Source organism: Frateuria sp. (assembly GCF_035695185.1).
In the GTDB taxonomy this organism is placed as follows: Bacteria; Pseudomonadota; Gammaproteobacteria; order Xanthomonadales; family Rhodanobacteraceae; genus Frateuria_A.
In genome coordinates this window covers 16,637-42,929 of the sequence record NZ_DASSES010000123.1, presented here as the reverse complement: position 1 = coordinate 42,929, position 26,293 = coordinate 16,637, and the positions used below count along the sequence as shown (strand labels likewise).

Here is a 26,293-nt window from a genome sequence, read left to right as displayed (position 1 = left end):
GTGCTTGAGGTGGTGGGAGATGTATTCGGTAAGACCGCCCTGCGGCTCGCTTGCCATGTGTCAACCCTTGAATCGAAACGCCAGCAGATGAACCGCGTAAGCAGCCGCCAGCCCCGTGATGGCGGCCAGCGGCGGCAGTTTCAGTTTGATCAGGATCACGCCCATCCCCCCGATGACCGCGATCCACTTGAGGACCATGCCCACCAGCAGCCGGCCCAGCGCCACACCTGCCCCGTGCAACCCGGCGAAGGCCCGCGCGCCAAGCAGCGCGTTGCCCAGCGCCACCACGAGGGCGCCTGCAAGGGCCGCCAAGGCTTCGCGGCGCCCCTGCATCAGGAAGACGAGGCCAACCAGTGCTGCCACGGCGACCTGCCACATCACGATGCGCAGGGCCAGGCGGCGACCGGAGGCTGGACTGTTGAGCACGTGTGTTCCCGCGCGGTTTCGCACCAGGCGTCACCCTTGCAGCTGCGGGCCACGATCCAATCCGCAAAAGTATATCAGCCGGGCATTTGCAGGGACAAGCCGCGGGCGATGCGACATCTTGTCGTGCGGGCGTCCGCGTTCACTTTGGGATGGGGCGCAAGTTCTTGCAGGCGCGTGGCAAAAAAAAGGCCGGACAGCTGTCCGGCCTTGGGGAGTACGGGGCGGGAGGAACAACGGCGCGCGGCAGCAAGCCCTTACCTGGCAGCAGCCTTGCGGCCACCCCCGGCGCTTGCGACAGCCGCGTCGTTGGCAGCCGCAAGCGGCTGCACCAGCGCGCCGAGCGACTCGGCGGTCTGGCGACCCACGGCAGCAACGCCCTGGGTCAATGCCACGGCCTGCTCGGCCTGGGCGCGGCCCAGCGCCACGCCCTTGTCCCACAGGCCACGCAGGGCCTCGGGGTCACGCGCGTCGCCAGCGGCGAGCAGGAAATCGGCGGCGGCGCGGGACTGCTGCTCCAGCGCACCCAACTGCAGGACGGCGACCTGCTCCAGGCCCTTGAGTACCAGCGCCTGCGCCTTGAAGGCGTGGTCGGCGAACTGCCGGGCATAGGCGAACGCCTGGGAATCGAACGGCTTGGTCATGGCATGTCCCTCGCGGGCATCTTGGGGTGGGACCAAAGCCTAACAAAGGAAATTGTGCATTGCAACATCAGACCAGATGAAGCTACGCAATAGCTGCCCGCTTGCTCTTATTGCGCCGCGTCAGAAGCTGCCGCGACTACAGCTGGCGCCCGAGGTGCAGGTCTCATGGACCACCACGCGATCGAGCCCCGGCAGGCGCGGCTCCAGGCGGCGGAAGATCCAGCGCGCGAGCATTTCGCTGGTCGGGTTCTCCAGCCCCTCGATCTCGTTGAGGTAATGGTGATCCAACTGCTCGAACAGCGGAGCGAATGCGGACTTGACGTCGGCGAAGTCCATCACCCAGCCCATGGCAGGGTCCGGTTCGCCTTCGACATGAACCTCCACCCGGAAAGAATGCCCGTGCAGCCGTGCACACTTGTGCCCGGGCGGCACGTTGGGCAGCCGATGCGCCGCCTCGATCTGGAACACTTTATGGATGTGCATGACGAGCCATTGTATGCCCGGCCCACGGCCAGGGCCCGGGCGGGCAAGACTGGTAGGATGCGGGAGGCGCGACGCCGCAGGCGTGGTGGCTATGGGTGGACTCGAACCACCGACCCCAGCATTATGAGTGCTGTGCTCTAACCGGCTGAGCTACATAGCCAAGGGGCGTCGCCGGCGTCGGACGCCAACGGAGCCCGGCAGTGTAATCGGCACGTCCTGCCGGTTCAAGCCTCTTCGCTTTCCAGCGCGGCGCGCGCTATGGTTGACGCCGGGCTTAAGGCCGCTGCATGCGCGGCATGCGGGCTTGAGGAGGCGACATGATCGACGCGGATGGCTATCGCCCGAACGTAGGCATCGTACTGCTGAACGGCGAGGGCCGCCTGTTCTGGGCCCGCCGGGTCAGCCACGACGGCTGGCAGTTCCCGCAGGGCGGCATGCGCAGCGACGAGACCCCGCTCGAGGCCATGTACCGGGAGCTTGCCGAGGAAACGGGGCTTGCACCCGAGCATGTGGAGGTGGTGGCCAGCACCCGCGGCTGGCTGCGCTACCGATTGCCCAACCGTTACGTGCGCCATCACCAGCGGCCTACCTGCATCGGCCAGAAGCAGGTCTGGTTCCTGTTGCGTCTGGTGGGGGGCGAGGACGCGCTCAAACTCGATGCCTGTGACAAGCCGGAATTCGACATCTGGCGCTGGGTCGACTTCTGGTATCCCGCAGGACATGTGGTCAGCTTCAAACGCCAGGTGTACGAGCGGGCGCTGCGCCACTTCGCGCCGCTGGTGGAAGACCTGCTGAGCCTCAAGCTGGGCACGTTGCCTCGCGCCGCGGAGGGCGCCCGGCCCGGCAACCGCGCAGTTGCCTGAACAGCGGGACGGGGATCTGTTTGACAATCATTCGCATTCGCGATGGAATGCGCGCATGTACATCTGCCTCTGCAACGCCGTGACCGACGGCGACATCCGCCGCGCCGTTGCCGACGGCGTCCGCACCTTTCCCGAGCTGCAAGCGCGTACCGGCTGTTCGGACTGCTGCGGTTGCTGCGAACCGGAAGCGCGCGCCACCCTCGACGCCGCGCTGGCGCAGGTGGCGTTCCCGTTGCCGCTGGTCACCGCCTGAGGGGGCGAAGCCCAAACCGCAACCATTCGCGTTTCTTCCCGCGCACGGGCGAGCCCGTATAGTCGCCGGTCGAACCGGATGGAGACCTCCCATGAAAGGCGACGCCAAGGTCATCGAGTACCTCAACAAGGTGCTCTATAACGAGCTGACGGCCATCAACCAGTACTTCCTGCATTACCGCATGTTCAAGGACTGGGGTTACGGCGAGCTGGCCGAGCACGAGTACAAGGAATCGATCGAGGAAATGAAGCACGCCGATCGCCTGATCGAGCGGATCCTGTTCCTCGATGGCCTACCCAACCTGCAGCACCTGGGCAAATTGCGCATCGGCGAGAACGTCCTCGAATGCATCCGGGGCGACCTGGACCTGGAGCTGGCCGCCGCGGTCGACCTGCGGGCGGCGATCGCGCACAGCGAGGGCATTGCCGACTACATCAGCCGCGATCTGTTCAAGACCATCCTCCATGACGAGGAAGAGCACATCGACTGGCTGGAGACCCAGCTCAGTCTGGTCGAGGACATCGGTGCCGAGCGCTACCTGCAAAGCAAGATGGGTAGCTGACCGGCGCATGGAGCGGGCCGGCCGGAGCCCGGCACCACACGCCCACGCAAAGCGTGCGGCCGTTCCTTGACGCTTTCGTCACACTGCGGCTATATCGGTCACCCCAGCAGTTCCGGATTTCCACATGGCCTCACGCCCGCCTCCGCGCTTCGTCGTGCGCCCGCACGATGAGGCCAGCCTGCGCCGCCGCCGGCTGTGGCTGGGCGCGGCCTGGCTGGCCAGCGTGGTGCTGACCGGGATTGTGGTCGGCACGCTGGCCTGGCGCACCACGCCGGCCGCGGTCGACCATCGCGAGGCCAGGCACCTGGCTGCCGAGAACGAGCAACTCAAGCAGCAGGTCGCCAACCTCAAGCGCGCGCAGCAGGTGACCGACATCGCCACGCGCTCGCTGCGCGGCACGCTCACCGAGCGCGACGAGGAGATCAACGGCTTGCGCGCGGACCTAGGCTTCTATTCGCGCCTGGTCGGCGGCAACGCCCCGCGCGAGGGGCTCAAGGTGCAGGAAGTGCAGTTGCGTCCGGTGGCCGGTTCGCACGCCTGGAACCTCGCCCTCAGCCTGACCCAGAACGCCAAGCGGGGCAGCGACGTCAGCGGCACCGTCACGCTCAGCGTGGAAGGCGTGCGCGGCGACAAGGTAGAGGCGCTGGGCTGGTCGCAGCTGGGCGATGCTGCGCAGCGGGACGGCATGCCTTTCCGGTTCCGTTATTTCCAGCAGTTGCATGCGACGTTCATGCTGCCGGCCGACTTCAAGCCGACCCGGCTGCGGCTGCACGTCAAACCAGGGGATGCCGACGCCGTCGACCGCACCGTGGCGTGGAGCGATGCGCTGTCTGGCAACCTCACCACGATCGAAGGGGGAAACTGACCATGCTCAACCGTCGACGCACCGACCGCACCAGCGGCAGCAACGACACCAGCCTGATAGCCCGGGGGACCGTGATCCGCGGCGATCTTCGCTTCAGCGGCGCGCTGCACCTGGATGGACGCATCGAGGGCGCCGTGCTGGCCGAGGGCGAGGACGCGGTGTTCACCCTGAGCGAGCACGGCCAGGTGCAGGGGGACATCCACGTGCCGCATGCGATCGTCAACGGCTCCGTCGAGGGCGACATCCATGCCGGCGAGCGGCTGGAACTGGCGCCGCTGGCGCGGATCACCGGCGACGTGCACTACCGCACGCTGGAGATGGCGGCCGGCGCGCAAGTCAACGGGCGCATGAGCCATCGGGTGGAACCGGTGGCGCGCGAACTGCCCGCCCCCTCGCAGCCGGACGCCGAACTCGACGAGGCCGTACCCGCCTGAATTCCGGCCGCTTGCCGGTATCGGCAGCCTGTTCCGGACTGCGAGGCCCGCCAGGCGCTATCCTTGAGATCGCGCCTTCGCAACCGCACATTCGCCGCATGGAAACCCTCGTCTCGATACCCGACTACCGCCAGGCCGGCGCCCCGCTGGTCTTCACCGAAGCCGCCGCGCGCAAGGTGCACGAGCTGATCGTCGAGGAGGGCAATCCCGCGCTGAAGCTTCGTGTGTACATCACCGGCGGCGGCTGCTCGGGTTTCCAGTACGGCTTCACCTTCGACGAGGCCCAGGCCGAGGACGACTTCGCGCTCGATCGGGAGGGCGTAACGCTGCTGGTCGACCCGCTTTCGCTGCAATACCTCACCGGCGCGGAAATCGATTACGCGGAAAGCCTTTCCGGCGCGCAGTTCGTGATCCGCAACCCCAACGCCAAGACCACCTGCGGCTGCGGCTCCTCGTTCTCGACCTGAGCTGCCGATGGCCGCTGCCGTCACCAACATCTTTGCCGGTCTGAGCCTGGTGCTCGACCGCATGGCCGAGTGCCGCGACCACCAGGCATGGGTCGCCGAGCAGGCCGGCCGTGGCGAGGCGCGCTACCTGCTGCTCGATCCTTCGGGCGACAGCTACCTGCTCCCCGAAACCGACGGCCTGCGCTGGGTCGACGAGACCGAGCGCCGCGAGCTGTTCCCCGATGTGCCCACCAGTCTGCTGGGGGTCGCGCAGGAGCGGCCGCACTTCCTGCTCGCGCTCGACGAAAGCCACCCGTTGGAGTCGCTCGAAGCGCGCCTGGCGGCACGCCGGATCGGCCTGCGCGAGGCGGGCCTGCGCCTGCCTGCCGCCGAGGCGGGGTTGTTCGCCTACGCCAAGGGCCTGGCGCACTGGCAGCGTGAGACGCGCTTCTGCGGCAGCTGCGGCGCGCCCCTGGAGCGGGTTGCCGCCGGCCATCGCATGCGCTGCACCCGCCCGGCGTGCGCACGGCTGCATTTCCCTCGTACGGATGCCGCGATCATCGCGATCGTCGAGCATGAGGGCGCCTGCCTGCTCGGGCGCCAGGCGAGCTGGCCAAGGGGCCGCTGGTCGGCGCTGGCCGGCTTCGTCGAGCCCGGCGAATCGCTGGAAGACGCGGTCCGCCGCGAGGTGGCCGAGGAGGCCGGCGTGCGGGTGGGCGCGGTGCACTACCACTCCTCGCAGCCGTGGCCGCTGCCGGCCTCGCTGATGGTCGGGTTCCTCGCCGAGGCGGTCGATCCGGCCATCCGTCTGCGCGACGGCGAGCTCGAGGACGCGCGCTGGTTCACGCCGGGGCAGATCGTGGAAGGCCTGCGCGAGGGCACTTTCGCCACGCCGACGCGGCTGTCGGTGTCCTACCAGTTGCTGGCGCACTGGTTGCGCGAGCGCGCCGGACTGGAGCTGGACGCGCTTACGACCGCCCCTCGCTAGCGTACCGGCCTTGCGCGATGCGCCCCGGCACGGTGGTCGCGCCGGCTTCCACGCCTGCAGTACAGGCCGACTGTGGCGCTGCCCTAGAATGGCCGGGTCCCCAAGGAGTCTCCGATGGCCCTCAGCCTGCTTGCCGCCCTCATCGCGCTTGGCCTCCTGCACCTGCTACCGCAGCTTGCGCAATGGCGCGGGGACGGCGTGTTCCGTGGCTGGGTGCGGCAGCTGGACGATACCGCCGGGCGTGGCCGCGTGCTGCTGACGCTGGTGGTGCCGGCCGCGCTCTGCCTGCTGCTGGCCGAGCTGCTCGGGCACCTGCCGCTCGGCGGCTTCATGCAGCTGGCTTTCGCGGTGGTGGTGCTGCTCTACGGGCTCGGGCCGCATGCGTTCGAGGCCGACCTGGAGGCCGTCCTGCACGCACCCGATCCAGTCACTCGCCTGGCGGCGGCGCAGCGCCTGGCCGAGCCGGGCGGGCAGGTGGCCTGGAATGCCCACGCCCTGGGGGAAGCCGTGGCGCTCGCCGCACTGCGGCGGCGCTTCGGGGTACTGTTCTGGTTCTTCGTGCTGGGCCCGGCCGGCGCCCTGCTCTACCGGCTGGCGCAGGTGCTGGGCCATGACGACACGCTGGCGCTCGATAGCGCCAGCCGCAGCCACGCGCGCTACGTGGCCAACGCGCTGGACTGGCTGCCCGCGCAACTGCTGGTGTTCACCCTGGCGCTGGTCGGCCACTGGGATGCGGTGATGGCCGCCTGGCAACGCTGGCGCCTGCATGCCTCGCCGACCAGCTGGTACACCGAGGGTCCGGACTTCCTCGCCGCCGCGGCCTGTGCCGACATCGAGGTGGAGATCGAGGCGGGCGACGGCTTCGCCGAGGAGCGCAGTGATCCGCTGCTCGAGCTGGCCCGCATGCGCAGCGCGTTCCTGCGGGCGTTGCTGGCCTGGCTGAGCGTGGTGGCGCTGATCGTGCTCGGCGGCTGGTTTACCTGACGTACGGATCCAGCCAGGGCTGCCCGTCCTGCGGTTCCGCAGTGGGCGAGCGCACGGGCACCTATGCCAGCGTGCCACGCAGTTCGCGTACGCGCGCCTCCAGCGCATCCAGCCGCAGCCGCTCCGGTGCCACCGGCGCATCGACCACCAGTTCGACCCGCGCGCGGAACCGGCGTGGCAGGCGCGCGCGGCCCAGCCGCGTGTCGCGCCGGCTCCATACGCTGCCCCACAACCCGCGCAGCACCATCGGCACCACCGGCACCGGCCGGCGTTCGAGAATCCGCAGCACGCCCGGCCGGAACGGGCCGATCTCGCCATCGCGCGTGAGCCCGCCCTCGGGGAAGATGCACACCAGCTCGCCGGCGGCCAGCGCCTGGTCGATCGCCTCGTAGGCGGCGGCCAGCACCGCCGGATCCTCCTTCTGGCCGGCAATCGGGATGGCTTTGGCGGTGCGGAAGATGAACCGCAGCAGCGGGATGTTGAAGATGCGGTAGTACATGACGAAGCGCGCGGGCCGGCGCAGATGGGCCATCAGCAGCAACGGGTCCATGAAACTGACGTGGTTGCACACCAGCAGCGCCGGGCCTTCTTCCGGCACGTGGCGCATGCCCTCCACGCGCACGCGGTAGAGCGTGTTCACCAGCACCCAGGTGACGAAGCGCATCGGGAACTCGGGCACCAGCGTGAAGATGTAGGCCGCCACCGCCACGTTGAGCAACGCCGCGGCGAGAAAGGTTTCCACCGCATCGAGGCCCAGCGCCCCCAGCGCCAGCCCGAAACCGGCCGCCAGCACGATCAGCAGCGCATTGACGATGTTGTTGCCGGCGATCACGCGCGAGAGCTGGCCGCGCGGCGCGCGCGCCTGCACGAAGGCGAACAGCGGCACCACGTAGAAGCCGGCGAACACGCCGATCAGGGTCAGGTCCAGCGCCACCCGCCAGCTGCCCGCACCACGCAGGAAGGCCAGCCAGTCCAGCCCATGCGCCAGTGCCGCACCGTGCCGCGCGAAAAACAGGTCCACGCCGAACACGGTCAGCCCGAACGCCCCCAGCGGCACCAGGCCGATCTCCACCCGCCTGCCGGACATCCGCTCGCACAACAGCGCGCCCGCGCCGGTACCGATCGAGAACAGCGTGAGCACCAGGGTATTGACCGAGCCGTCGCCACCCAGCGTCTCGCGCGTGTAGTTGGGCAGCTGCGCGATGAGCACGGTGCCGAAGAACCAGAACCAGGAGATGCCCAGTACCGCGTTGAACACGGCCCGGTCGCTCCGCACGATGCCGAGCACGCGGGCAGTCTCGCGGAACGGGTTCCAGTCGAACCGCAGCTCCGGGGCCGTCGCCGGGGCCGGCGGAATGCGCCGGCTCGCCAGGTAGCCGGCCACCGCCACCGCGATCGTCGCAGCCGAGGCGAGCCATGGTCCCGCGCCGGCGATCAGCATCAAGGAATTGCCCGCGATCATGCCGACGAGCATCGCCAGCTGCGTACCCATTTCGACCAATCCGTTGCCGCCGACCAGCTCGGCCGGGTCCAGCGCCTGCGGCAGGATCGCGTACTTGATCGGCCCGAACATGGTGGAGTGCAGTCCCATCAGGAACAGCACCACCAGCAGCAGCGTGGTGTCGTGGGTATGGAAGCCGATCGCCGCCAGCGCCATCGCGCCGATCTCGAACAGCTTCACCGCGCGGATGATGCGCGTCTTCTCGTATTTCTCGGCCAGTTGCCCCGCAGTGGCCGAGAACAGGAAGAACGGCAGGATGAACAGCGCCGGCGCGAGGTTGGTGTAGAGCGACACGCTCCGGTCGCCCAGGCCCATCTGGAACGCCACCAGCATCACCATGGCGTTGCGAAAGGCGTTGTCGTTGAAGGCCCCCAGCGCCTGGGTCCAGAAGAACGGCGCGAAGCGACGCTGGCGGAGCAGGGCGAACTGGCTCATGCGTGCTCCACCGGCGCGGCCGCGCGACCCATGACCGCTTCGAACAGCTCTTCAGGGCGCTTCTTGCCGAAGCGCGGACTCTTTCCGGCCGCCGGCGCGGCCATGGCCAGCCAGGCAAGCACGGCCGCTTTCGCCGTCGGTACCCAGTCGGGGTCGTGGACCAGGCGCTCCTCCAGCTCGTCGAACCCGAGCCACACCACACTGCCTTCGGCATTGTGCTGGATGTGCCGGCGCCCTTCGGCGTCGATCGCACAACCAAGGAACGCCACCTGGACGAAGCCGGTGCTCAGCTCCTCGAGGATCACCTTCGGGGTCGCGTCCTTGATCAGGATCGCGGCCCGCGTTTCTTCGTAGACCTCGCGCACCGCCGTATGCCTGATGTGCTGGCCGTCGCCCTCGCGGCCATCGATTCCCGGTGGCCAATAACCCCCGCCGATGGTGTGCAGGCACGACGGGTAGGTGGCCGAGGTCTCGGCGCGCCGGTGCAAGAGGATGCTTCGCGTCTCGGCGCAGACCACCAGCGCATTGGCGCTGAGCACCCGTGGCGGGTGGCCGTCTTCGGGCAGGGCCCTGAGGGCACACAACTCGGCGTAATCGATCGGGCGCAAATGGAACGACGGCGGGTCGTCCGCCCACATCACCGCGTTGACCACGAGGGCATGCGGGTCGTTGGGCGCCACGTTCCGGAGTTGCTCGCGCCGCCGGTCGGCAAGCTCCCTTGCGCCGGCGCCGAGCGGGTGCCGCGGCAGGATCCGCAGCGCCGGCTCCTCCACGTAGGGGCCGTGCAGGACCGCGAGGTGCCCGAGCAGCCCGTTGATGCGTTCACGATGCCGTGCGCTCAAACCGCCGGCGCGGGAGCCACCTCGTGGCTTCTTCAGACCGTCGAAGTACGCCGGTATCCGTTCGTCCAGGCCCAGCCATTTGACGAGTTTGTCGAGCAGCCACAACACGATATCGACCATACGCTCCTGTCCCTGACGGCCCCGTGCCGCATGGCCCGCGTGCTGGCGCACGTTCGGCCCGAGAATTCCCGATGCACATCCTAGAGGCTGGAGCGGGACGCGGCGACAGGCGACCACCAGCACCGAAGGTGGCCGCTCCAGGCGTGGCGTCCATGCGATCCGTCTTGCCGCCCCGGCACATCGGGCATACCGTTGCGGCGGGGAGGCGCGGAGGTTGGGGCGGACCGTCCATCTGGCGAGGCCCGTTTGCGAAGTCCCCGGCGCTCGTGGCGCCCGCCTACCTGGCGCCTGCGTTCCGAGAGGGGAAGACACCATGGACATGAGCCGGAGATATCTGGTCTGGTCGCTGTGCTATGCCGCCATCGGCATGGGGCTGGGCATCTACATGGCCGCCTCGCACAACCACGGGCAGCTGGTGACGCACGCCCATGTGCTGCTGGTTGGCTTCGTGCTTTCGCTGGTCTACGGGATCATCCACCGGCTGTGGCTGGAAGCCCCGCGCCGCGCGGTCGCGATGACCCAGTTCGTGCTGCACCAGGCGGCGGCCGCCGTACTGCTGGTCGGCCTGTTCCTGCTTTACGGCGGCAAGGCGGGCGAGGACACCCTGGCCCCGCTGCTGGGTATCGGCTCCATCGGCGTGCTGCTCGGCATGCTGCTGATGCTCTACATGGTGCTGCGGCCGGGCACGGCACGCAGCGCCGAGCCGGGCGCGCCGGGCCGCGCGGCCGCCTGACTTGCCGGCCCGGGCGGACTCCGCCGCCCGGGCCCCTGCGCCTAGCTCCGCCGTAGCGCGCGGTGGGCGATGTCGCGCCGGCAAAACGCGCCGTTGAAGTGGATCTTGGAGACCGCTTCGTAGGCGTGCTCACGCGCGGCGGCGAGATCGCTGCCCAGGGCACAGACCGTCAGCACGCGCCCGCCGGCGGTGGCCACGCGGCCCTGCTCGTCGAGCCGGGTGCCGGCATGGAACACCTTCACCGTGGGATCGAAGGCCGCGTCGAGGCCACCGATCGGGTCGCCGCTGCGCACGCGGCCGGGGTAGCCCTCGGCCGCCACCACCACGCCGATGGCCGGACGGCCATCCCACTGGGCGCGGGTGTGGTGAAGCTCACCGTCCAGTGCAGCCTCGATCAGGTCGACCAGATCGGACTTCAGGCGCAGCATGATCGGTTGCGTTTCCGGATCGCCGAAGCGCACGTTGAATTCGATCACTTTCGGCGCGCCGGTCTTGTCGATCATCAGCCCTGCATAGAGGAAGCCGATGAACGGCGCACCCTCGGCGGCCATGCCGCGCAGGGTCGGCTCGATGACTTCCTTGAGGATGCGCTGCTCGACCGCAGGGGTGACCACCGGCGCCGGCGAGTAGGCGCCCATGCCGCCGGTATTGGGACCGAGGTCGCCCTCGTCGCGGCGCTTGTGGTCCTGGCTGGAAGCCATCGGCAGCGCGTGGCTGCCGTCGCTCATCACGATGTAGCTGGCCTCCTCGCCCTCGAGGAACTCCTCGATCACGACGCGGGCCGAGGCGTTGCCGAAAGCGTGGCCGCCGAGCATGTCGTGCAGCGCCTGCTCGGCATCGGCCAGGGTCAGCGCCACCACCACCCCCTTGCCCGCGGCCAGCCCATCGGCCTTGATCACGATCGGCGCGCCGTGCTGCCGCACGTAGCCCAGAGCGGCGTTCAACTCGTTGAATACCGCGTAGCGCGCGGTCGGGATGTTGTGCCGGAGCAGGAAATCCTTGGCGAAGGCCTTGGAGCCTTCCAGCTGCGCGGCGATCGCACGTGGCCCGTAGATGCGCAGTCCGGCGGCACGGAAACGGTCGACCACACCGGCGACCAGCGGCACCTCGGGACCGACGATGGTGAGTTCGATCTTCTCGGCCCTGGCCAGCGCGAGCAGTCCGTCCAGGTCGTTCATCGCGATCTCGGCATTGCGCACGCCGCGCTCGCGCGCGGTGCCGGCGTTGCCCGGGGCGACGATCACCTCGCTGACCCGCGGCGACTGCTTGAGCTTCCACGCCAGCGCGTGTTCGCGCCCGCCGCTGCCGATCACCAGAACCTTCATGCGCGCTCCCGAAGCGTGTGGTGCGCCCCGTGGCGCCGGCGCGCATTGTAGCGGAGCGCCCTCTCTTCCCGGCCCCATCGAGGGAGCGCAAGGGGATGGGCGTCGGCGGTGGATCCGGTTGAACTCCACGCGAGCCCGCCCCGCACCCAACCATCCCCAAGGGGGAGGCGCCTCACCCCGCGATGGTGTGGTGGCGGGCGAGCAGCTCGAGCAGCGCGGCGCGCGGCAGCTTGCCGGTCTCGTTGCGGGGAAGCGCGGCCACCCGGATCAGCGGACGCGGCAGGAACACCGCGTCGACCGCCCGCCGCAGCGCGTCGAGGATGGCGTGTTCGTCCAGCTCCGGCGCCACCGCCAGCGCGGCGATCCGGTGCACACCCAGCGTGTCGCCGTCATCGAGCTGGAACACCACGCCGTCCTGCACGCCCGGTATGGCCAGCAGGCGCCGGGTCAGGTCCCCGAGCGAGGCGCGCTTGCCGGCAATCTCCAGCATGTCCGCCTGGCGACCGCGCAGGCGGAATGCCCGGCCATCGCCCGACAGGCTGACGATGTCGGCCAGCAACCGCGGCGCGTCGAGCTGCGGTGCAGCGACCTGGGTGCCGTCCGGCTGCGGATGGAGGTGGACGCCCGGATAGAGGGTCCAGTCCGCCTCGCAGGTGGTGCGACGGCTGGCGAACACGCAGGTCTCGGTGGAACCGAACACCTCCAGCAGTGGTGCGCCGAAGCGCTGTTCGGCCGCCTGCGCCAGCTCGGTCGGCATCGGCGCGGTGGCCGAGACCATCGCCGCCAGCGGCGGCAGCGCGATGCCCGACTCGACCAGCGCGCGCAGGTGCACCGGGGTGGTCACCAGCACGCGCGGCTCCGGCACCTCGGCCAGGGCGGCGGCGACGTCGGCCGGGAAGAACGGCCGACCGGCATGCACCCCGATGCCGCCCAGCAGCGGCAGCAGCACGCTCATCTCCATGCCGTACATGTGCTGCGGCGGCACCGTCGCGACCGCCGAGAAGCGGTCGCCGACCGCGCCACGCAGCATCGACAGGTTGCCCGCGTTGCTGGCGTGGAAGCTGCGCCAGGTCTTGAGGTTGGCACTGGGCACGCCGGTGGAGCCGGACGTGTAGCCGATCGCCACTACCTGGTCGGCCGGGATCTGCGGCCAGCGCTCGACATCGTCGTCCAGCACGCCCGCGGACAAGACCGGCAAGCGGTGGTAGCCGGCGGGCGCCGGGTCGAGCGGCTGCTCGCCCAGCGCGTAGCTGCCCGGGTGCGCGGCCATCACCTCGTCCACCGCCTGGGGCGCGCGCGAGGAGGGCAGCAGGTTGGTCTGCCCACGCAGCACGATGGCGCAGAAGGCGACCAGGAAGGCGTAGCGGTCCTCGCACAGGTTCACCGCCGCGCCGGCGCTGGGCAGGGTGGCGGCGACCTGGCGCACGTGGGCCAGGAACTGTGCGGCGCTGACCGGCTCGCCGCCGCGCCAGGCCAGCACACGCGCGGGTGTGTCCGCATGCAGCAGTGCCAGGCGCTGCGGCGCCTCGCGCTGGAAAGTGTCGTAAACGATGGCCAAGCCGCTTATCTCCCAGTTCGCCATGCGCCAGACGCACACAGCATGGCGACCGACGCACGGAAGTCGGCGTGAAGCGCGCATGTGCTGCAATCCCGCCGCGAGCCAGCCGGCCCGGGGCGCCCCCCTGGACGCTCAGGACCGGATGATAGCGCCCGTGAGGGCATCGCGGATCACCGTCGGGCGTTCCTGGCCGCCGAGCGGGGCATCGAGCACGCCGTCCAGCGCCTCGCCGAAGTAGTCCTGCACGGCCTGCGCGCTGCGTGCCGGGGGCGAACCGTGGGGGTTGGCGCTGGTCGACACCAGCGCGCCGCCCCAGGCCCGGCACAACGCGGCGGCGGGCTCGTGGGCGGTGACCCGCAGTGCGATGCCTTCGTGTGCGCCGGCCACCCAGGCTGGCACCTCCGCGGTGCGCGGGAAGATCCAGGTGTTCGGGCCCGGCCAGCTCGCCTTGACCTGCGCCAGTACCTCGGCCGGGACCCGGGCCAGGTCGATGTAGCGCTCGACCTGGGCAAAGTCGGCCGCAATCAGCAGCACGCCCTGCGTGGGCGGGCGCTGCTTGAGCGAGAACAGGCGCTCGAAGGCGGCCCGGTCACGCGGATCGCAACCCAGGCCGTAGACCGCCTCGGTCGGATACGCCAGCACGCCGCCGCGCCGCAGCAGCGCGGCGGCGGCATCGCAGTCGGCCAGGGTGAAGCGCGCGGTCATGCTCAGGCGCCGGTCGTCTTTTTCGCCACCGCCTTCTTCACTGCGGTCTTCCCGGTCGCCTGCTTGGCGGCCGTCTTCTTCGCCGCGGCCTTCTTCGCGGGCGCCTTCTTCGCGGCGGCCTTCTTGGGCGCGGCCTTCTTCGTGGCCGGCGCTTTCTTCGCGGCCGCCTGCTTGGTGGCGGTCTTGCGGGTGAAGCGGCCCTTCTTGACCGGTGCGGCGGCGAGCAGCTCCAGGCACTGCGCCTCGGTCAGGTCCTTCGGCTCGGTGTCCTTGGGAATGCGTGCGTTCTTCTCGCCATCGGTGATGTACGGCCCGTAGCGGCCGTTGAGCACCTGCACGCCGTTGCCGAAGTCGGCAATCACCCGGTTGGCCAGCATTTCCAGCTTCTCGCGCACGATCTGCAAGGCGCGCGGCAGTTCGATGGTGTAGGGATCGTCCTCGGCCTTCAGCGAGGCGTACGTGCTGCCCTGCTTCACGAACGGGCCGAAGCGGCCGATGCCCACGCTCACTTCCTCGCCGTTCTCGGCCTGCCCAAGCTGGCGCGGCAGCTTGAACAGCTCCATCGCCTCCTCGAGAGTGATGGTGTGCATGCTTTGCCCCGGCCGCAACGAGGCGAACTGCAGTTTCTCGTCGGTGTCCTTGTCACCGATCTGCGCGTACGGCCCGTACCGGCCCAGCCGTACGGACACCGGCTTGCCGCTCTTGGGGTCGATGCCCAGCTCGCGCGCGCCGGTGGCTTCGCTGCGGTCGACCGACTCGGTCTTCTCCTCGACCTGGGTCTTGAACGGCTGCCAGAAACGCTCCATCAGCGGCACCCAGGCTTCCTCGCCGCGGCTGACCGCGTCCAGCTCGTCCTCCAGCCTGGCGGTGAAGTCGTAGTCGACGTACTGGTTGAAGTGCTGGGTCAGGAACTTGCCCACCGCGCGGCCGACATCGGTCGGCTTGAAGCGACGGTTCTCGAGGAACACGTACTCGCGGTTCTGCAGCACCTGGATGATGCTGGCGTAGGTCGACGGACGGCCGATGCCGTATTCCTCCAGCGCCTTGACCAGGCTGGCCTCCGAATAGCGCGGCGGCGGCTCGGTGAAGTGCTGGTCGGCCAGGATGTCGGCCAGCGCAACCTGCTCGCCCTTGGCCAGGCGCGGCAGGCGACGGCCTTCGTCGTCGTCCTCGGCGCTCTTCTGGTCGCGGCCTTCCTCGTACACGGCCAGGAACCCCGGGTCGACCACGGTGGTGCCGGTGGCGCGGAATGCGGCCGGGCCGCCGGCCGTGTCGGGCAGCTCGAAGTCCACCGACACGGTGTTGAGCGTGGCATGGATCATCTGGCAGGCGACCGTGCGCTTCCAGATCAGCTCGTAAAGCTTGCGCTGCTCCTCGTTGAGGAAGGCGGCGACCTGGCGTGGCGTGCGCATCGCCGAGGTCGGGCGGATCGCCTCGTGCGCCTCCTGCGCGTTCTTGGACTTGGTGCGGTAGACCTGCACGCCGTCGGGCAGCGCGCCGCGGCCGAAGTCGCGCGCGATCAGCGCGCGCAGCTCGTCCGTCGCCTCGTTGGAGAGCGCGGTGGAGTCGGTACGCATGTAGGTGATCAGGCCGACGTTGCCTTCGCTGCCCAGGCTCACGCCTTCGTACAGGCCCTGGGCGATCTTCATCGTGCGGCTGGTGCCGAAGCCGAGCTTGCGTGCGGCCTCCTGCTGCAGCGTGGAGGTGGTGAACGGCGCGGCCGGGCGACGCTTGCGCTCCTTGGAGGTGACGTCGCTGACCGTCAGGTGGCCGCCAGCGGCGGCTTTCAGGGCGCCGCGCGCAGCCATCGCATCGGCTTCGTTGGTGAGGTCGAACTGCTCGAACTTCTTGCCGTTGAGCTTGGTCAGGCGGGCGCCGAAGTCGCCCTCGGCATGCTTGAGCCTGGCTTCCACCGTCCAGTACTCGCGGGCGACGAAGGCTTCGATCTCCTCCTCGCGCTCGACGATCATGCGCAACGCCGGACTCTGCACGCGCCCCGCGGACAGGCCGCGCTGCACCTTGCGCCAGAGCACCGGCGAGAGGTTGAAGCCGACCAGGTAGTCCAGCGCGCGGCGCGCCTGCTGGGCGTCGACCATGTCGTGCGACAACTGCCGCGGCTGCGCCACGGCGGCCTTGATCGCCTTGGGCGTGATCTCGGAGAACACCACCCGGTGCATGCGCTTGCCCTCGGTCAGGCCGCGGTCCTTCAGGATCTCGCTGATATGCCAGGAGATCGCCTCGCCCTCGCGATCCAAGTCGGTGGCGAGGTAGATGTCGTCGGCCGCCTTGGCGGCCTTGGCGATCGCGTCGACGTGCTTCTCGTTGCGCTCGATCACCTCGTACTTCATGGCGAAGCCGTTGTCGGGGTCGACCGCGCCCTCCTTCGGCTTCAGGTCACGCACGTGGCCGTAGGAGGCCAGGACCTGGAAGTCCTTGCCGAGGTATTTGTTGATCGTCTTGGCCTTGGCGGGCGACTCGACGATGAGGAGGTTCTTGGCCATGGGGCGGGGGGTTTCCGGAACGTTCCGTGCCGCCGGCTGGCGGGCACACTCTTTATTAGTTGAGCCATGCGCTCGCCGGGACTGTCAAGCCGGATCGCGTGAAACCGCGACGCGGCGCGGCTTCCGCCGGCACGACCGATATCCGCGCGACCGGCGCCCGTGGGCTAGGCCACGCACTGGTAGCGGTTGCCGGGCAGGCTCTCCACCTGCCCGTCCAGTTCCAGCATCAGCAACATGGAGGACAACGCGGCCGGCTGCAGGCCAGTGCGCGCCGCCAGCTCGTCGAGCGTGGCCGGATCGTGGCCCAGGGCCTCGCGCAGGCGGTGCTGCTCCGGATCGGCCGGCGCCGCAGCGGGAAGCCCATCCGGCGCCGGGACCGCGGCGAGCCGTGCCGCCAGCTCCAGGCCCAGTGCACGTGCCGCGGGGGCCAGCGTCTCGACGAGCTCGGCCGGCTCCTCGACCAGGCGCACGCCCTCGCGGATCAGCCGGTGGCAACCGCGCGCCAGCGGGTTGTGCACCGAACCGGGCAGGGCGAAGACCTCCCGGCCCTGTTCGCCCGCCAGCCGCGCGGTGATCAACGACCCGGACTTCAGCCCCGCCTCGATCACCAGCGTGCCCAGCGACAGCCCGGCGATGAGGCGGTTGCGGCGCGGGAAATGGTCCGCCCGCGGTGGCGTGCCGGGCGGGAACTCGCTCAGCAGTGCGCCGCGCGCCGTGATCGCCTGCGCCAGCGCCTGGTGCTTGCGCGGGTAGACCCGGTCCGGCCCGGTGCCGACGACCGCGATGGTCGGCGCATCGACCGCCAGCGCGGCGGCATGGGCCGCACCGTCGACCCCGTCGGCCAAGCCGCTGGTCACCACGAAACCGGCCTGCGCCAGCGCCGTGGCGAAACGGCGCGCATGCGCCAGCCCGCCCGCGGTGGCGCCGCGCGCGCCGACGATCGCCACCTGCGGGCGCAGCAGCAGCCCGGCATCGCCGGCGACGAACAACGCTGCCGGCGGCTGCGGGATGTGCTCCAGCAGCGGCGGGAAGTCCGCGTCGGTACAGCACAGCAGCCGATGGCCGGGCGCGGCGAGCCAGGCCAGGTCGGCGGCCAGGCGCGCCTCGTCCGGATGCCTGAGCCAGGCACCGGCGGCCTCGCCCATGCCGGCCGGCGCACGCTTCAGATCGGCCAGCACGGCCTCGATGTCGCCCGTCCCCGCGGCGAGCCGCTCGCGCAATGCGGCCAGGCCCAGGCCAGGGGTGCGCAGCAGGACAAGCCAGGCGCGAAGTGCGTCCGTATCACTCATCCGGACAGTTTAGGTTCGCGCCAACGAAAAACGGCGCGGCCAAGGCCGCGCCGTCCTGTCGGGCAACACCGAAGCGGAAGCTACTCGGGCATCACGAGGCGGTCGCCGCGATGCACCGGGCGAAGGCCATCCATCACCAGGCCGTAGCTCACGCGATCGAAGGTGCGGAACACCATCACGTGCCCGATGAATTCCTCCGGCAGCGTGACGTGCTCGCCGCTGCCGCGGCGCCAGCTGCTGCTGGCCACGTCGTCGTGGATCGTCTCTCCGGGCTGGAAGACGGCAAAGGTCTGGCCGTTGTCCACGCCATCCTTCGCGCCGATCGACAGCGCCACGACCTGGCGTGGGCCGGCCGCATCCATCGCGTCGGCGAAGGCGATCACGCGGGCATTGGCCGGCACCGAACGGGGCGCGTGCGGGTAGTAGTAGGGATCATAGGCCGGGCCATCCACGGGCAGCACGCGGTCGCCGCTGCGGATTTCCTGGGTGGCATCGAGCAGCAGCAGGGTGGACGGGTCGCCCGCGCGCAGCGTTTCGGCGGTGCCGATCACGCTGACTTCCACCCCCAGGTCCTCGCCGCGACCGAAGTGGTGGTCATTGCGGAAGTCCTCTTCCCAGGGCGAGTTGACCATCGCCACGTCGCTGTCCATGCCATGCCCGACGATCTCGTTCCCGGCGTCGGCCGGATCGTCCTGCTCGAAGCCGCGGAAGACATGGCTCGGCCGCACGATCACCCAGCGCTGGCCCGGCTCGCTCCTGAGGCCGCGCACGTACAGGTTCTGCCCGACCGCGCCGCGCAGCCGCGCCTCCTCGAAGCCGACCACGTAAGGCGCCGAGCTGAGCTGGCTGGAGTCCATCACGCGCATGTCCTTGAGGAACAGGCGCAACTCGTCCAGCGGAATGGCCGGCACGGCCTGGGCTTCGCGGTGCGCGCTCGGCTCGAGCTTGAGCCGCGGCCCGTTGATGAAGGACAGGTTGAGCACGTCGCCCGGGTAGATCAGGTGCGGGTTGTTGACCTGCGGGTTGGCCTGCCAGATCTCCGGCCACAGCCACGGCTTGGACAGGAACTTGGCCGAGATGTCCCACAGCGTGTCGCCACGACGCACGGTGTAGGTGTCGGGGTGATCGGCACGCAACTGGGCCCCGGCGGCGTACACGGCCACGGTGACCAGCATGCCGGCCAGCAGCCCGATGGACTTCTTGATCATATGCTCAGATTCCCCTACCCCGAGGCTCGGGCGAGTGTAACCGAATGGTGAAGGCCCGCAACCGGGAGCAGTTGGCAAAATCGCCTGCCGCACGGGAGCTTGCCGCCGTACAATAAGGCCCATTCTAGTTTGCGCCGGGGCTTCGGTTACGCCGATTCGCCCGCATCTTGAGGCGCCGAGGTAACCGACATGTCCGTGCTGACCATCCTTGAATTTCCCGACCCCCGGCTGCGCACGCAGGCCGCGCCGGTCACCGCTTTCGATGCCGAACTGAAGCAGTTCGTCGCCGACATGTTCGAGACCATGTACGCCGCCAACGGCGTCGGCCTGGCGGCGACCCAGGTCAACGTGCACAGGCGCGTGCTGGTGGCCGACATGAGCGAGGAGCGCAACCAGCCGCTCGCGCTGATCAATGCCCGGATCGTGGGCAAGGAGGGCACGCAGGTGTACCAGGAGGGGTGCCTGTCCTTCCCGGGCATCTATGCCGACGTCACCCGCGCGCTCAAGGTCACGGTCAAGGCACAGGACGTCGAGGGCAGGGAGATCACCGTCGAGGCGGAGGGTCCGCTGGCGGTGTGCATCCAGCACGAGCTGGACCACCTGGCCGGCAAGGTGTTCGTCGATTACCTCTCGCCACTCAAGCGCAACATGCTGCTCAAGCGGATGGAGAAGCAGCGCAAGCAGGCGGCGAGCGCTTGAGGATCGTCTTCGCCGGCACGCCGGAATTCGCCGTCCCCTGCCTTGAGGCCTGCCGCGCCAGCGGCGCGCAGGTGGTGGCCGTCTACACCCAGCCCGACCGGCCGGCCGGACGTGGCCGCAAGCTTGCGCCCAGCCCGGTAAAACAGGCGGCGCTGGCCGCCGGCCTGCCGGTGGAACAGCCGGAGTCGCTGAAGTCGGCCGAAGCGCAGGCCACGCTTGCCGCCTGCGCGCCGGACCTGATGGTGGTGGTCGCCTACGGGTTGATCCTTCCGCGCAAGGTGCTGGCGATCCCGCGGCAGGGCTGCTGGAACGTGCATGCCAGCCTGCTGCCGCGCTGGCGCGGCGCGGCCCCGATCCAGCGCGCGATCCTGGCTGGCGACACCGAGAGCGGCGTGGACCTGATGCGCATGGAAGCCGGCCTGGACACCGGCCCGGTCCTGCTGGAAAGGCGCACGCCGATCGGTCCGGACGACACCGGCGGGACGCTGCACGACCGCCTGTCGATGCTGGGCGCCGAGGTGCTCGCCGAGGGCCTGCGTCGCACGCTGGCCGGCGAGGTGCTGGTGTCGACGCCGCAGCCGGACGAAGGCGTGACCTACGCGCACAAGCTGGACAAGGCCGAGGCGAGACTGGATTTCGCGCGCCCGGCGATCGAACTCGAGCGAACCGTGCGCGCCTTCGATCCCTGGCCGGTCGCCGAAGGCGCGATCGCCGGCGAGCCGGTACGGATCTGGGCCGCACGTGCAGTCGATCGCCCGCACGATGCGCTCCCCGGTTCCGTGCTCACGGCCAGCCGCGACGGCATCGAGCTGGCTTGTGGCGGTGGCGTGCTGCGGGTGACCGCATTGCAGCGCCCCGGTGGCAAGCGCATCAGCGCGGCCGACTACCTCAACGCCCGCCCCGAACTGCGCGGAGCGGCCAAGTGAGCACGCCGATGCGCCCTCTCCCCCTGCGTTGGTCAACGATGGGGGAGAGGGTCGGGGTGAGGCGTCAAGGCTTGCGGGGGATCGCAGCTGAAGCGTGGGTCCGGAGCAAGCGCCGCAACAGCGGACTTCCGGGCGAGCCCCGGCCCCTCTCCCCGGCGGGGAGAGGGAGCAACGTGGGCGGTGTCGGCAGGGCGGCGGCGCACGCGGGCGGGTGGTGCCCATGACCGACACCCGTGCCCTGGCCGCGACCGCCCTGGCGGAGATCGCGCTGCGCGGCGCCTCCCTGCGCGAGGCGATGGAGCGTCACGCGCCGAAACTGCCCGACCCGCGCGACCGCGCGCTGCTGATGGCCCTGCTGAGCGAAGGCGCCCGCTGGTGGCTGCGCTTCGATCCAGCCCTCGATCGCCTGCTGGCGCAGCCGCTGCGGCGCAAGGAGCCGCAGGTGCATGCGCTGCTGGTGCTCGGGCTGGTGCAGCTGGAGATCCTTGGGCTGCAGGACTACGCCGCCGTGGCCGCCACCGTCGAGGCCACCCGTGCGCTCAAGCGTCCGCGACTGGCCGGGCTGGTCAACGCCGTGCTGCGCCGCTGGCAGCGCGAACGCGCGCAGCTGCTGGTCGCGCTCGACGCCACACCGCCGACGCGCCACGCGCACCCGGCCTGGCTGGCGGACGCCATCGCCCATGACTGGCCGGCCCAAGCCGATGGGGTGCTCGCCGCCGACAACCTCGAACCGCCGCTGATGCTGCGCGCCAACCGCCGCCGCACCACGCGCGGGGGGCTCCTCGAGCGGCTCCGCGCGGACGGCCAGGCAGCCCAGCCGCATCCGTGGCTCGCCGACGCCATCGTGCTGCCACACAGCGGCGACGTCACCCGCCTGCCCGGCTTCGCCGAGGGCCTGTTCGCGGTGCAGGACGGCGCCGCCCAGGTCGCCGCCGACCTGCTCGATGCCCGGCCGGGCCAGCGCGTGCTCGATGCCTGCGCCGCGCCCGGCGGCAAGGCCTGCCACCTGCTCGAACGCACCGACCTGGCGCTGACCGCGCTGGATGCGGATGCCGCCCGCCTGCGCCGGATCGGCCAGAACCTGGACCGGCTCGGCCTGCATGCGCACCTGCAGGCCGGCGATGCCGCCATCCCGGCCGGCTGGTGGGACGGCCAGCGCTACGACCGCATCCTGATCGACGCGCCCTGTTCGGCCACCGGGGTGCTGCGTCGACGGCCCGACGTGCGACTGCACCGGCGCGCGAGCGACATCCCCACGCTGGCCGCGCTGCAGCAGCGCATCCTCGCCGCGCTGTGGCCGCTGCTCAGGCCGGGCGGAAGGCTGCTCTACGCCACCTGCTCGCTGCTGCGCGCGGAGAACGAGGCGGCGGTCCAGTCGCTGCTCGCCACCGCCCATGACGCACAAGCGGTGCCGTTCACCTTGCCGGCGGGCCAGGCCGCCGGCACCGGCTGGCAGATCCTCCCCGGCGATGGCGACCTGGACGGCATGTACTATGCCCTCCTCGAAAAGCGGCTCAGCACCGGGTAAGCGCAGCCCGGTTAACGTTCGCTGCACCGCACGGATCGCCCATGTCCCCTGTCCCCGCCAGCCTGCAGGACCGCCGCCGCTTCTGGCTGCTGATGCTGATTGCCCTGGTGGTGGTCGGCGCCGGCATCGGCTTGCGTGATCCGTGGCCGTCCGACGAACCGCGTTTCACGCTCGCCGCCAAGCAGATGGTCGAGGGCGGCGACTGGCTGTTCCCGCACCGCGGCAGCGAGCTGTACGCCGACAAGCCGCCGGTACTGATGTGGACCGAGGCGGTCAGCTTCGAGCTGGTGCGGAACTGGCGCATCGCCTTCCTGCTGCCCTCGCTGCTCGCCGCGCTCGGCACGCTGGCGCTGATCTACGACCTGGGCCGGCGGCTGTGGGACCGCCAGACCGGCCTGTACGCGGCCGCCGGGCTGTTGCTGGCGTTCCAGTTCGTCTATCAGGTCAAGCGCGCGCAGATCGACCCGCTGGTGATGTTCCTGATCACCGCCGGCAACTGGGGCCTGTTGCGGCACATGCTGCTCGGGCCGAACTGGCGCGCCTACTGGCTGGGCTGCTTCTGCGCCGGGCTGGGCGTGATCACCAAGGGCGTGGGCTTCCTGCCGCTGTTGCTGCTCGTCCCGTATGCCTTTGCACTGCGGCCAGGCTGGAACGGCGTCGTGCGCATGGAGCGCGGCCAGGCGCTGCGCTGGTGGCTGGGCCTGCTCGCCGTACTGGCGGCGATCGCGCTGTGGCTGGTACCGATGCTGCTGGCCGCGCATGCGCATACGGACAACCCGGCCTACGCGGGCTACGTCCGGGACATCCTGTTTCACCAGACCGCCGATCGCTACGCCAAATCGTGGGGACACATCCACTCGCCGCTGTACTACCTGCCGATCGTGCTGTTCAGCTGGTTGCCGCTGTCGCTGACCTATCCGGGCACGCTGCCGCGCTGGTGGCGCGCACTGAAGGCGAAGGACGCGCGCCTGATGCTGCCGCTGGCGTGGGTCGCGCTCGTACTGGTGTTCTTCTCGATCCCGGCCGGCAAGCGTGACGTCTACATCCTGCCGGTACTGCCGATGGTCGCGCTGGCCAGCGCGCCGTTCCTGGGCGAGCTGCTGCAGGCGCGCTGGCTGCGTGGCGCAGGACTCGGGTTCGTCGCGCTGTTCGGCACCTTGTTGCTGGCGGTGGGTGCCTACGCGCTGCTCGCGCACCCGCCGTTCGCCACCCAGTGGGCCGAGCGACGTGGTTTCGACGGCGGCGCGCCGGCGCTGTTCGGCTGGCTGGCGGCCATTGGCGCGGTGCAGCTGGCGCTGGTGGCTGGCCTGCGCCTGCGCGGTGCTGTCTGGGCGGTCGCCGGCGGCATGGCGGCGCTGTGGCTGGGCTGGAGCATCGGCATTGCGCCGCTGCTCAACGACTCCAGTTCCGCCGCCGGCCTGATGGCCCGTGTGCGCACGCACCTGGGCCCCGGCGACCAGCTCGGCCTGGTCGCCTGGAAGGAACAGAACCTGCTGATGCTCGACCGCCCCGCGGTGGACTTCGGCTTCGCCCAGCCATGGCCGCGACAGTACGCCGACGCGATCGCCTGGCAGGCGAAGGACCCGGCGCACCGCTGGCTGTTCGTGCAGGAGCCGGCCATGGGTGACTGCGTGCGCCGCACGCACGCCATCCACCTGGGCCACGCCAACCGCCGGGAGTGGTGGCTGTTCAAGGCCGACGCGGTGATCCCCGGCTGCGTGCCGGCGGGCGTGCCGTCCGGCGACGACGACAACGACGGCCTTTGACGGGCGTTCGCGAACCAGGACCTGTCGTGCCCCCAAGTACCGTTTCCGAACCCTTCTCGCCGCCGCTGGACCGCCTGCGCGCCGGCCTGCTGCATGCGGGCCGCTGGTGCGCCGTCGCAAGCCTGTTCGCCGCGCCGCTGAACAAGCCCGCCACCAACATCGCCATCGGCCTGAGCCTGCTGCTGTCGCTGCTGGGCACCGATGTGCGCCCGCGCTGGCAGGCCGCCGTGTCGCAACCGGTGGTGCGGGGCGCATTGGCGTGGTGGGTCGTGCTCATGCTGAGCGCCCTGCATGCGTGGTACCTGACCTCGCAGTTCCCGTCGCTGGGCACGTTCGTCTGGGCTTGCTGGTACCCCCTGTTGTTCGCGTCCCTGCTGACGACACGGATGTGGCGGCACCGCGCCTTCATCGCGTTCTGCCTCGCGGTCGGGCTGGTCATGCTGGTGTCCTACGGCATGGGGGCCGGGCTGATTCCGCAGCGCGAGCTGGTCGCGTCGGTACCGGCCATGCGCAACACGGTCTTCAAGGAATACACCCAGCAGGGCCTGTCCACCCTGATCTTCGCCGCGATGGCGCTCGCCTTCGGCATGGACAGCCCGAAGCGGAGTGTCAAGGCGACCCTTTACGCCCTCGCGCTGATCGCGGTGGCGAACGTGGTGTGGATGCTGGAAAGCCGCACCACCTACGTGACCCTGATCCCCCTCCTGGTGTTCTGGGCGTGGCGACTGCTGGCCAGGGAGCAGCCGACCTGGAAGGCGTTCGCCGGTACCTGCGTGCTGGTTCCCGCCGCCGTGGCGGTGCTGGTGTCCGTGCCGCCGGTGCGCGAGCGGCTGCTGCAGTCGGTGTCGCGCGAAACGGCGCTCTATCTCAACGACCACCAGCCCACCGCCACCGGCATCCGCCTGGAGCTGTGGCAGCACACGGTGCCCATCATCGAATCGGCACCGGTGTTCGGCCATGGTCTGGACCAGTGGGAGCCGCTGTACCTGCAGACCCTCTCCCCGGCGCGGGCAGGCAGCGGGTTCGTCATGGGCCACCCGCACCAGGAAATGCTCCTGATCCTGGCCGAACAGGGGGCCGCGGGGTTGCTGGTCTACCTGGCACTGCTGGGCGCCCTGGCCTTCTATGTGCTGCGGCTCGAGCCGCCCGAACGCGACTTCTACATCAGCCTGCTCCTGGTCTACCTGACCGCCGGGCTGGCGAACTGCCTGTGGGCCGATTTCACCCACCGCCACGTTTTCATGCTGTTGCTGTGCTGCATTCCCCCCGCGAAGACCCGACCCCGTGCACTGCGAACCCACGCCCCCGGCTGACCTGGACCAGGTAACGGTCGTCAGCGTCACCTACCAGAGCGAGCCTGTCGTCGAGGCGATGGCGCGCACCCTGAAGCCGTTTCCGCATGTCGTGGTGGTGGACAACGGGAGCTCCGATGCGACCGTGCCCCGCTTGCGGCAGCTGTTGCCCGGGGCCACTGTCATTGCGCGGACGCGCAATGCCGGCTTCGGGGCGGCGAACAACCAGGCGATGCAGGAGGTCACGACTCCATTCGTGCTGCTGCTCAACCCCGACTGCGAGATCGCGCCGGCCACCGTGGCGACGTTGCTTGCCGCGCTCGAGCGCTATCCGCAGGCCGGAGTGGTGTCCCCGCAGACCTGGCAGAGCGACCGCGCGCCGCAGATGTGCTGTCGCCCGGCCTTCTTCGAACCCCATCCCGGCGGTCCCTACCGGGTGCCCGACGGCATCTGCAGCACCCGCTGGCTGCGCGCGAGCTGCCTGCTGATCCGCAGCGACGCGTACCGGCAGATCGGTGGTTTCGACGAGCGGTTCTTCCTCTATTACGAGGATGACGATCTCTGCCTGCGCATGCAGGAAGCCGGCTACGGCTGCCTGCTGGAGCCGGCCGCCAACGTACGCCACGCCGGTGGCGGATCATCCCGGCCCAGCTGGCGGACCACCTTCCGCAAGCACTTCCACTACGCGCTGTCCCGCCACCTGGCCATCGGCCGCTATGTCGGCCGGCCGGCGGCCCGCCGCTATCTGCTCAAGACCCTGTGGGGCGCACCACTGGCAGCGCCGCTCTACCTGTTGCTGTTGCGGCCTCACTACGCGCTCAAGTGGCTCGCCTGGGGCTGCGCGATGTGGTCCCATGTCCTGCATCCCAGGCGCGACCGCGCCGCCTGACGCATCCCTCGCGTCCGGCGCCCGCATCACC

26 protein-coding genes and 1 tRNA gene are annotated in these 26,293 nt (G+C 69.9%); 15 read left to right on the top strand and 12 right to left on the bottom strand.

All coding sequences use genetic code 11. The annotated features are described in order from the left end of the window. Positions 1–60 precede the first annotated feature (60 nt). The 4 genes from VFH59_RS10260 to VFH59_RS10245 form a co-directional block, all read right to left on the bottom strand. Positions 61–426: a hypothetical protein gene (locus tag VFH59_RS10260; RefSeq protein ID WP_325164796.1), complete on the bottom strand. Its 366-nt coding sequence runs from the start codon at positions 424–426 to the stop codon at positions 61–63. 254 nt (positions 427–680) lie between these two features. Next, positions 681–1,067: a phasin family protein gene (locus VFH59_RS10255; protein ID WP_325164795.1), complete on the bottom strand. Its 387-nt coding sequence runs from the start codon at positions 1,065–1,067 to the stop codon at positions 681–683. Positions 1,068–1,187: 120 nt separating this feature from the next. After that, positions 1,188–1,550: a 6-carboxytetrahydropterin synthase QueD gene (gene queD, locus VFH59_RS10250; RefSeq protein ID WP_325164794.1), complete on the bottom strand. Its 363-nt coding sequence runs from the start codon at positions 1,548–1,550 to the stop codon at positions 1,188–1,190. Between the two features lie 83 nt (positions 1,551–1,633). Next, a tRNA-Met gene (locus VFH59_RS10245) sits at positions 1,634–1,710 on the bottom strand. Positions 1,711–1,867: 157 nt separating this feature from the next. Between VFH59_RS10245 and VFH59_RS10240 the strand changes: the two genes are divergently transcribed. From VFH59_RS10240 to VFH59_RS10205, 8 genes are all read left to right on the top strand, one after another. Next, a complete protein-coding gene (locus tag VFH59_RS10240; RefSeq protein ID WP_325164793.1) occupies positions 1,868–2,413 on the top strand; it encodes an RNA pyrophosphohydrolase in 546 nt (181 codons plus the stop codon). Between the two features lie 55 nt (positions 2,414–2,468). Next, complete coding sequence (locus tag VFH59_RS10235) at positions 2,469–2,666, top strand: (2Fe-2S)-binding protein (protein ID WP_325164792.1); 198 nt, start codon at positions 2,469–2,471, stop codon at positions 2,664–2,666. Between the two features lie 91 nt (positions 2,667–2,757). Beyond that, positions 2,758–3,228 (top strand): bacterioferritin, encoded by a 471-nt coding sequence (bfr, locus tag VFH59_RS10230; RefSeq protein WP_325164791.1) that lies wholly within the window; start codon positions 2,758–2,760, stop codon positions 3,226–3,228. A gap of 124 nt (positions 3,229–3,352) precedes the next feature. After that, a complete protein-coding gene (locus VFH59_RS10225; protein WP_325164790.1) occupies positions 3,353–4,093 on the top strand; it encodes a DUF6776 family protein in 741 nt (246 codons plus the stop codon). Positions 4,094–4,095: 2 nt separating this feature from the next. Further along, a complete protein-coding gene (locus VFH59_RS10220) occupies positions 4,096–4,527 on the top strand; it encodes a polymer-forming cytoskeletal protein (RefSeq protein WP_325164789.1) in 432 nt (143 codons plus the stop codon). 98 nt (positions 4,528–4,625) lie between these two features. Continuing rightward, positions 4,626–4,994 carry an iron-sulfur cluster insertion protein ErpA gene (gene erpA, locus VFH59_RS10215; protein ID WP_325164788.1) on the top strand — a complete coding sequence of 123 codons (369 nt, stop codon included), beginning with the start codon at positions 4,626–4,628 and terminating at the stop codon, positions 4,992–4,994. A 7-nt stretch (positions 4,995–5,001) separates the two neighbouring features. Beyond that, on the top strand, positions 5,002–5,961 hold the full coding sequence (gene nudC, locus VFH59_RS10210) for an NAD(+) diphosphatase (RefSeq protein WP_325164787.1): 960 nt from the start codon (positions 5,002–5,004) through the stop codon (positions 5,959–5,961). 114 nt (positions 5,962–6,075) lie between these two features. After that, on the top strand, positions 6,076–6,945 hold the full coding sequence (locus tag VFH59_RS10205) for a beta-lactamase induction protein (protein ID WP_325164786.1): 870 nt from the start codon (positions 6,076–6,078) through the stop codon (positions 6,943–6,945). 61 nt (positions 6,946–7,006) lie between these two features. On the opposite strand, the gene VFH59_RS10200 is transcribed toward VFH59_RS10205, so the two are convergent. Continuing rightward, positions 7,007–8,881: an MFS transporter gene (locus VFH59_RS10200; protein WP_325164785.1), complete on the bottom strand. Its 1,875-nt coding sequence runs from the start codon at positions 8,879–8,881 to the stop codon at positions 7,007–7,009. Further along, on the bottom strand, positions 8,878–9,966 hold the full coding sequence (locus tag VFH59_RS10195) for an NUDIX domain-containing protein (RefSeq protein WP_325164784.1): 1,089 nt from the start codon (positions 9,964–9,966) through the stop codon (positions 8,878–8,880). The genes VFH59_RS10200 and VFH59_RS10195 overlap by 4 nt, the downstream gene beginning before the upstream one ends. Before the next feature lie 196 nt (positions 9,967–10,162). On the opposite strand from VFH59_RS10195, the gene VFH59_RS10190 reads away from it, so the two are divergent. Further along, positions 10,163–10,576: a TonB-dependent receptor gene (locus tag VFH59_RS10190; RefSeq protein ID WP_325164783.1), complete on the top strand. Its 414-nt coding sequence runs from the start codon at positions 10,163–10,165 to the stop codon at positions 10,574–10,576. A gap of 41 nt (positions 10,577–10,617) precedes the next feature. On the opposite strand, the gene purD is transcribed toward VFH59_RS10190, so the two are convergent. The 6 genes from purD to VFH59_RS10160 all read right to left on the bottom strand — a co-directional run bounded on the left by purD (position 10,618) and on the right by VFH59_RS10160 (position 19,162). Continuing rightward, the gene (gene purD, locus VFH59_RS10185) at positions 10,618–11,901 is read right to left on the bottom strand and encodes a phosphoribosylamine--glycine ligase (RefSeq protein WP_325164782.1); all 1,284 of its coding nucleotides are present in this window, start codon (positions 11,899–11,901) and stop codon (positions 10,618–10,620) included. Positions 11,902–12,073: 172 nt separating this feature from the next. Continuing rightward, complete coding sequence (locus tag VFH59_RS10180) at positions 12,074–13,459, bottom strand: AMP-binding protein (protein WP_325164781.1); 1,386 nt, start codon at positions 13,457–13,459, stop codon at positions 12,074–12,076. A gap of 132 nt (positions 13,460–13,591) precedes the next feature. Continuing rightward, positions 13,592–14,164: an L-threonylcarbamoyladenylate synthase gene (locus tag VFH59_RS10175; RefSeq protein WP_325164780.1), complete on the bottom strand. Its 573-nt coding sequence runs from the start codon at positions 14,162–14,164 to the stop codon at positions 13,592–13,594. Between the two features lie 2 nt (positions 14,165–14,166). Further along, entirely contained in the window at positions 14,167–16,665 is a 2,499-nt protein-coding gene (locus tag VFH59_RS10170; RefSeq protein ID WP_325164779.1) for a DNA topoisomerase I, read from the bottom strand. A 164-nt stretch (positions 16,666–16,829) separates the two neighbouring features. After that, positions 16,830–17,954, bottom strand: coding sequence for a DNA-processing protein DprA (gene dprA / locus VFH59_RS10165; RefSeq protein ID WP_325164778.1), 1,125 nt, complete (start codon positions 17,952–17,954; stop codon positions 16,830–16,832). 80 nt (positions 17,955–18,034) lie between these two features. Beyond that, entirely contained in the window at positions 18,035–19,162 is a 1,128-nt protein-coding gene (locus VFH59_RS10160; protein ID WP_325164777.1) for a LysM domain-containing protein, read from the bottom strand. 189 nt (positions 19,163–19,351) lie between these two features. Here VFH59_RS10160 and def point away from each other — a divergent pair, with 189 nt between their 5' ends. The 6 genes from def (at position 19,352) to VFH59_RS10130 (ending at position 26,262) form a co-directional block, all read left to right on the top strand. Then, positions 19,352–19,861: a peptide deformylase gene (gene def, locus VFH59_RS10155; protein ID WP_325164776.1), complete on the top strand. Its 510-nt coding sequence runs from the start codon at positions 19,352–19,354 to the stop codon at positions 19,859–19,861. Continuing rightward, the gene (gene fmt, locus VFH59_RS10150; RefSeq protein WP_325164775.1) at positions 19,858–20,787 is read left to right on the top strand and encodes a methionyl-tRNA formyltransferase; all 930 of its coding nucleotides are present in this window, start codon (positions 19,858–19,860) and stop codon (positions 20,785–20,787) included. The genes def and fmt overlap by 4 nt, the downstream gene beginning before the upstream one ends. Before the next feature lie 220 nt (positions 20,788–21,007). Continuing rightward, a complete protein-coding gene (gene rsmB / locus VFH59_RS10145) occupies positions 21,008–22,315 on the top strand; it encodes a 16S rRNA (cytosine(967)-C(5))-methyltransferase RsmB (protein ID WP_325164774.1) in 1,308 nt (435 codons plus the stop codon). A gap of 41 nt (positions 22,316–22,356) precedes the next feature. Further along, a complete protein-coding gene (locus tag VFH59_RS10140; protein WP_325164773.1) occupies positions 22,357–24,081 on the top strand; it encodes a glycosyltransferase family 39 protein in 1,725 nt (574 codons plus the stop codon). A gap of 26 nt (positions 24,082–24,107) precedes the next feature. Further along, complete coding sequence (locus tag VFH59_RS10135; protein ID WP_325164772.1) at positions 24,108–25,394, top strand: O-antigen ligase family protein; 1,287 nt, start codon at positions 24,108–24,110, stop codon at positions 25,392–25,394. Beyond that, positions 25,366–26,262: a glycosyltransferase family 2 protein gene (locus VFH59_RS10130; RefSeq protein WP_325164771.1), complete on the top strand. Its 897-nt coding sequence runs from the start codon at positions 25,366–25,368 to the stop codon at positions 26,260–26,262. Before VFH59_RS10135 ends, VFH59_RS10130 begins: the two co-directional genes overlap by 29 nt. Positions 26,263–26,293 lie beyond the last annotated feature (31 nt).

Bases quoted from the DNA above. Each gene is read 5' to 3' on its own strand.
- VFH59_RS10235 (WP_325164792.1), top strand. From the start codon at position 2,469: ATGTACATCTGCCTCTGCAACGCCGTGACCGACGGCGACATCCGCCGC.
- nudC (WP_325164787.1), top strand. From the start codon at position 5,002: ATGGCCGCTGCCGTCACCAACATCTTTGCCGGTCTGAGCCTGGTGCTC.
- erpA (WP_325164788.1), top strand. From the start codon at position 4,626: ATGGAAACCCTCGTCTCGATACCCGACTACCGCCAGGCCGGCGCCCCG.
- VFH59_RS10240 (WP_325164793.1), top strand. From the start codon at position 1,868: ATGATCGACGCGGATGGCTATCGCCCGAACGTAGGCATCGTACTGCTG.
- VFH59_RS10200 (WP_325164785.1), bottom strand. From the start codon at position 8,881: ATGAGCCAGTTCGCCCTGCTCCGCCAGCGTCGCTTCGCGCCGTTCTTC.
- VFH59_RS10170 (WP_325164779.1), bottom strand. From the start codon at position 16,665: ATGGCCAAGAACCTCCTCATCGTCGAGTCGCCCGCCAAGGCCAAGACG.
- VFH59_RS10255 (WP_325164795.1), bottom strand. From the start codon at position 1,067: ATGACCAAGCCGTTCGATTCCCAGGCGTTCGCCTATGCCCGGCAGTTC.
- VFH59_RS10140 (WP_325164773.1), top strand. From the start codon at position 22,357: ATGTCCCCTGTCCCCGCCAGCCTGCAGGACCGCCGCCGCTTCTGGCTG.
- VFH59_RS10205 (WP_325164786.1), top strand. From the start codon at position 6,076: ATGGCCCTCAGCCTGCTTGCCGCCCTCATCGCGCTTGGCCTCCTGCAC.
- VFH59_RS10190 (WP_325164783.1), top strand. From the start codon at position 10,163: ATGAGCCGGAGATATCTGGTCTGGTCGCTGTGCTATGCCGCCATCGGC.
- def (WP_325164776.1), top strand. From the start codon at position 19,352: ATGTCCGTGCTGACCATCCTTGAATTTCCCGACCCCCGGCTGCGCACG.
- purD (WP_325164782.1), bottom strand. From the start codon at position 11,901: ATGAAGGTTCTGGTGATCGGCAGCGGCGGGCGCGAACACGCGCTGGCG.
- dprA (WP_325164778.1), bottom strand. From the start codon at position 17,954: ATGAGTGATACGGACGCACTTCGCGCCTGGCTTGTCCTGCTGCGCACC.
- bfr (WP_325164791.1), top strand. From the start codon at position 2,758: ATGAAAGGCGACGCCAAGGTCATCGAGTACCTCAACAAGGTGCTCTAT.
- VFH59_RS10225 (WP_325164790.1), top strand. From the start codon at position 3,353: ATGGCCTCACGCCCGCCTCCGCGCTTCGTCGTGCGCCCGCACGATGAG.
- queD (WP_325164794.1), bottom strand. From the start codon at position 1,550: ATGCACATCCATAAAGTGTTCCAGATCGAGGCGGCGCATCGGCTGCCC.
- VFH59_RS10160 (WP_325164777.1), bottom strand. From the start codon at position 19,162: ATGATCAAGAAGTCCATCGGGCTGCTGGCCGGCATGCTGGTCACCGTG.
- VFH59_RS10175 (WP_325164780.1), bottom strand. From the start codon at position 14,164: ATGACCGCGCGCTTCACCCTGGCCGACTGCGATGCCGCCGCCGCGCTG.
- rsmB (WP_325164774.1), top strand. From the start codon at position 21,008: ATGACCGACACCCGTGCCCTGGCCGCGACCGCCCTGGCGGAGATCGCG.
- VFH59_RS10220 (WP_325164789.1), top strand. From the start codon at position 4,096: ATGCTCAACCGTCGACGCACCGACCGCACCAGCGGCAGCAACGACACC.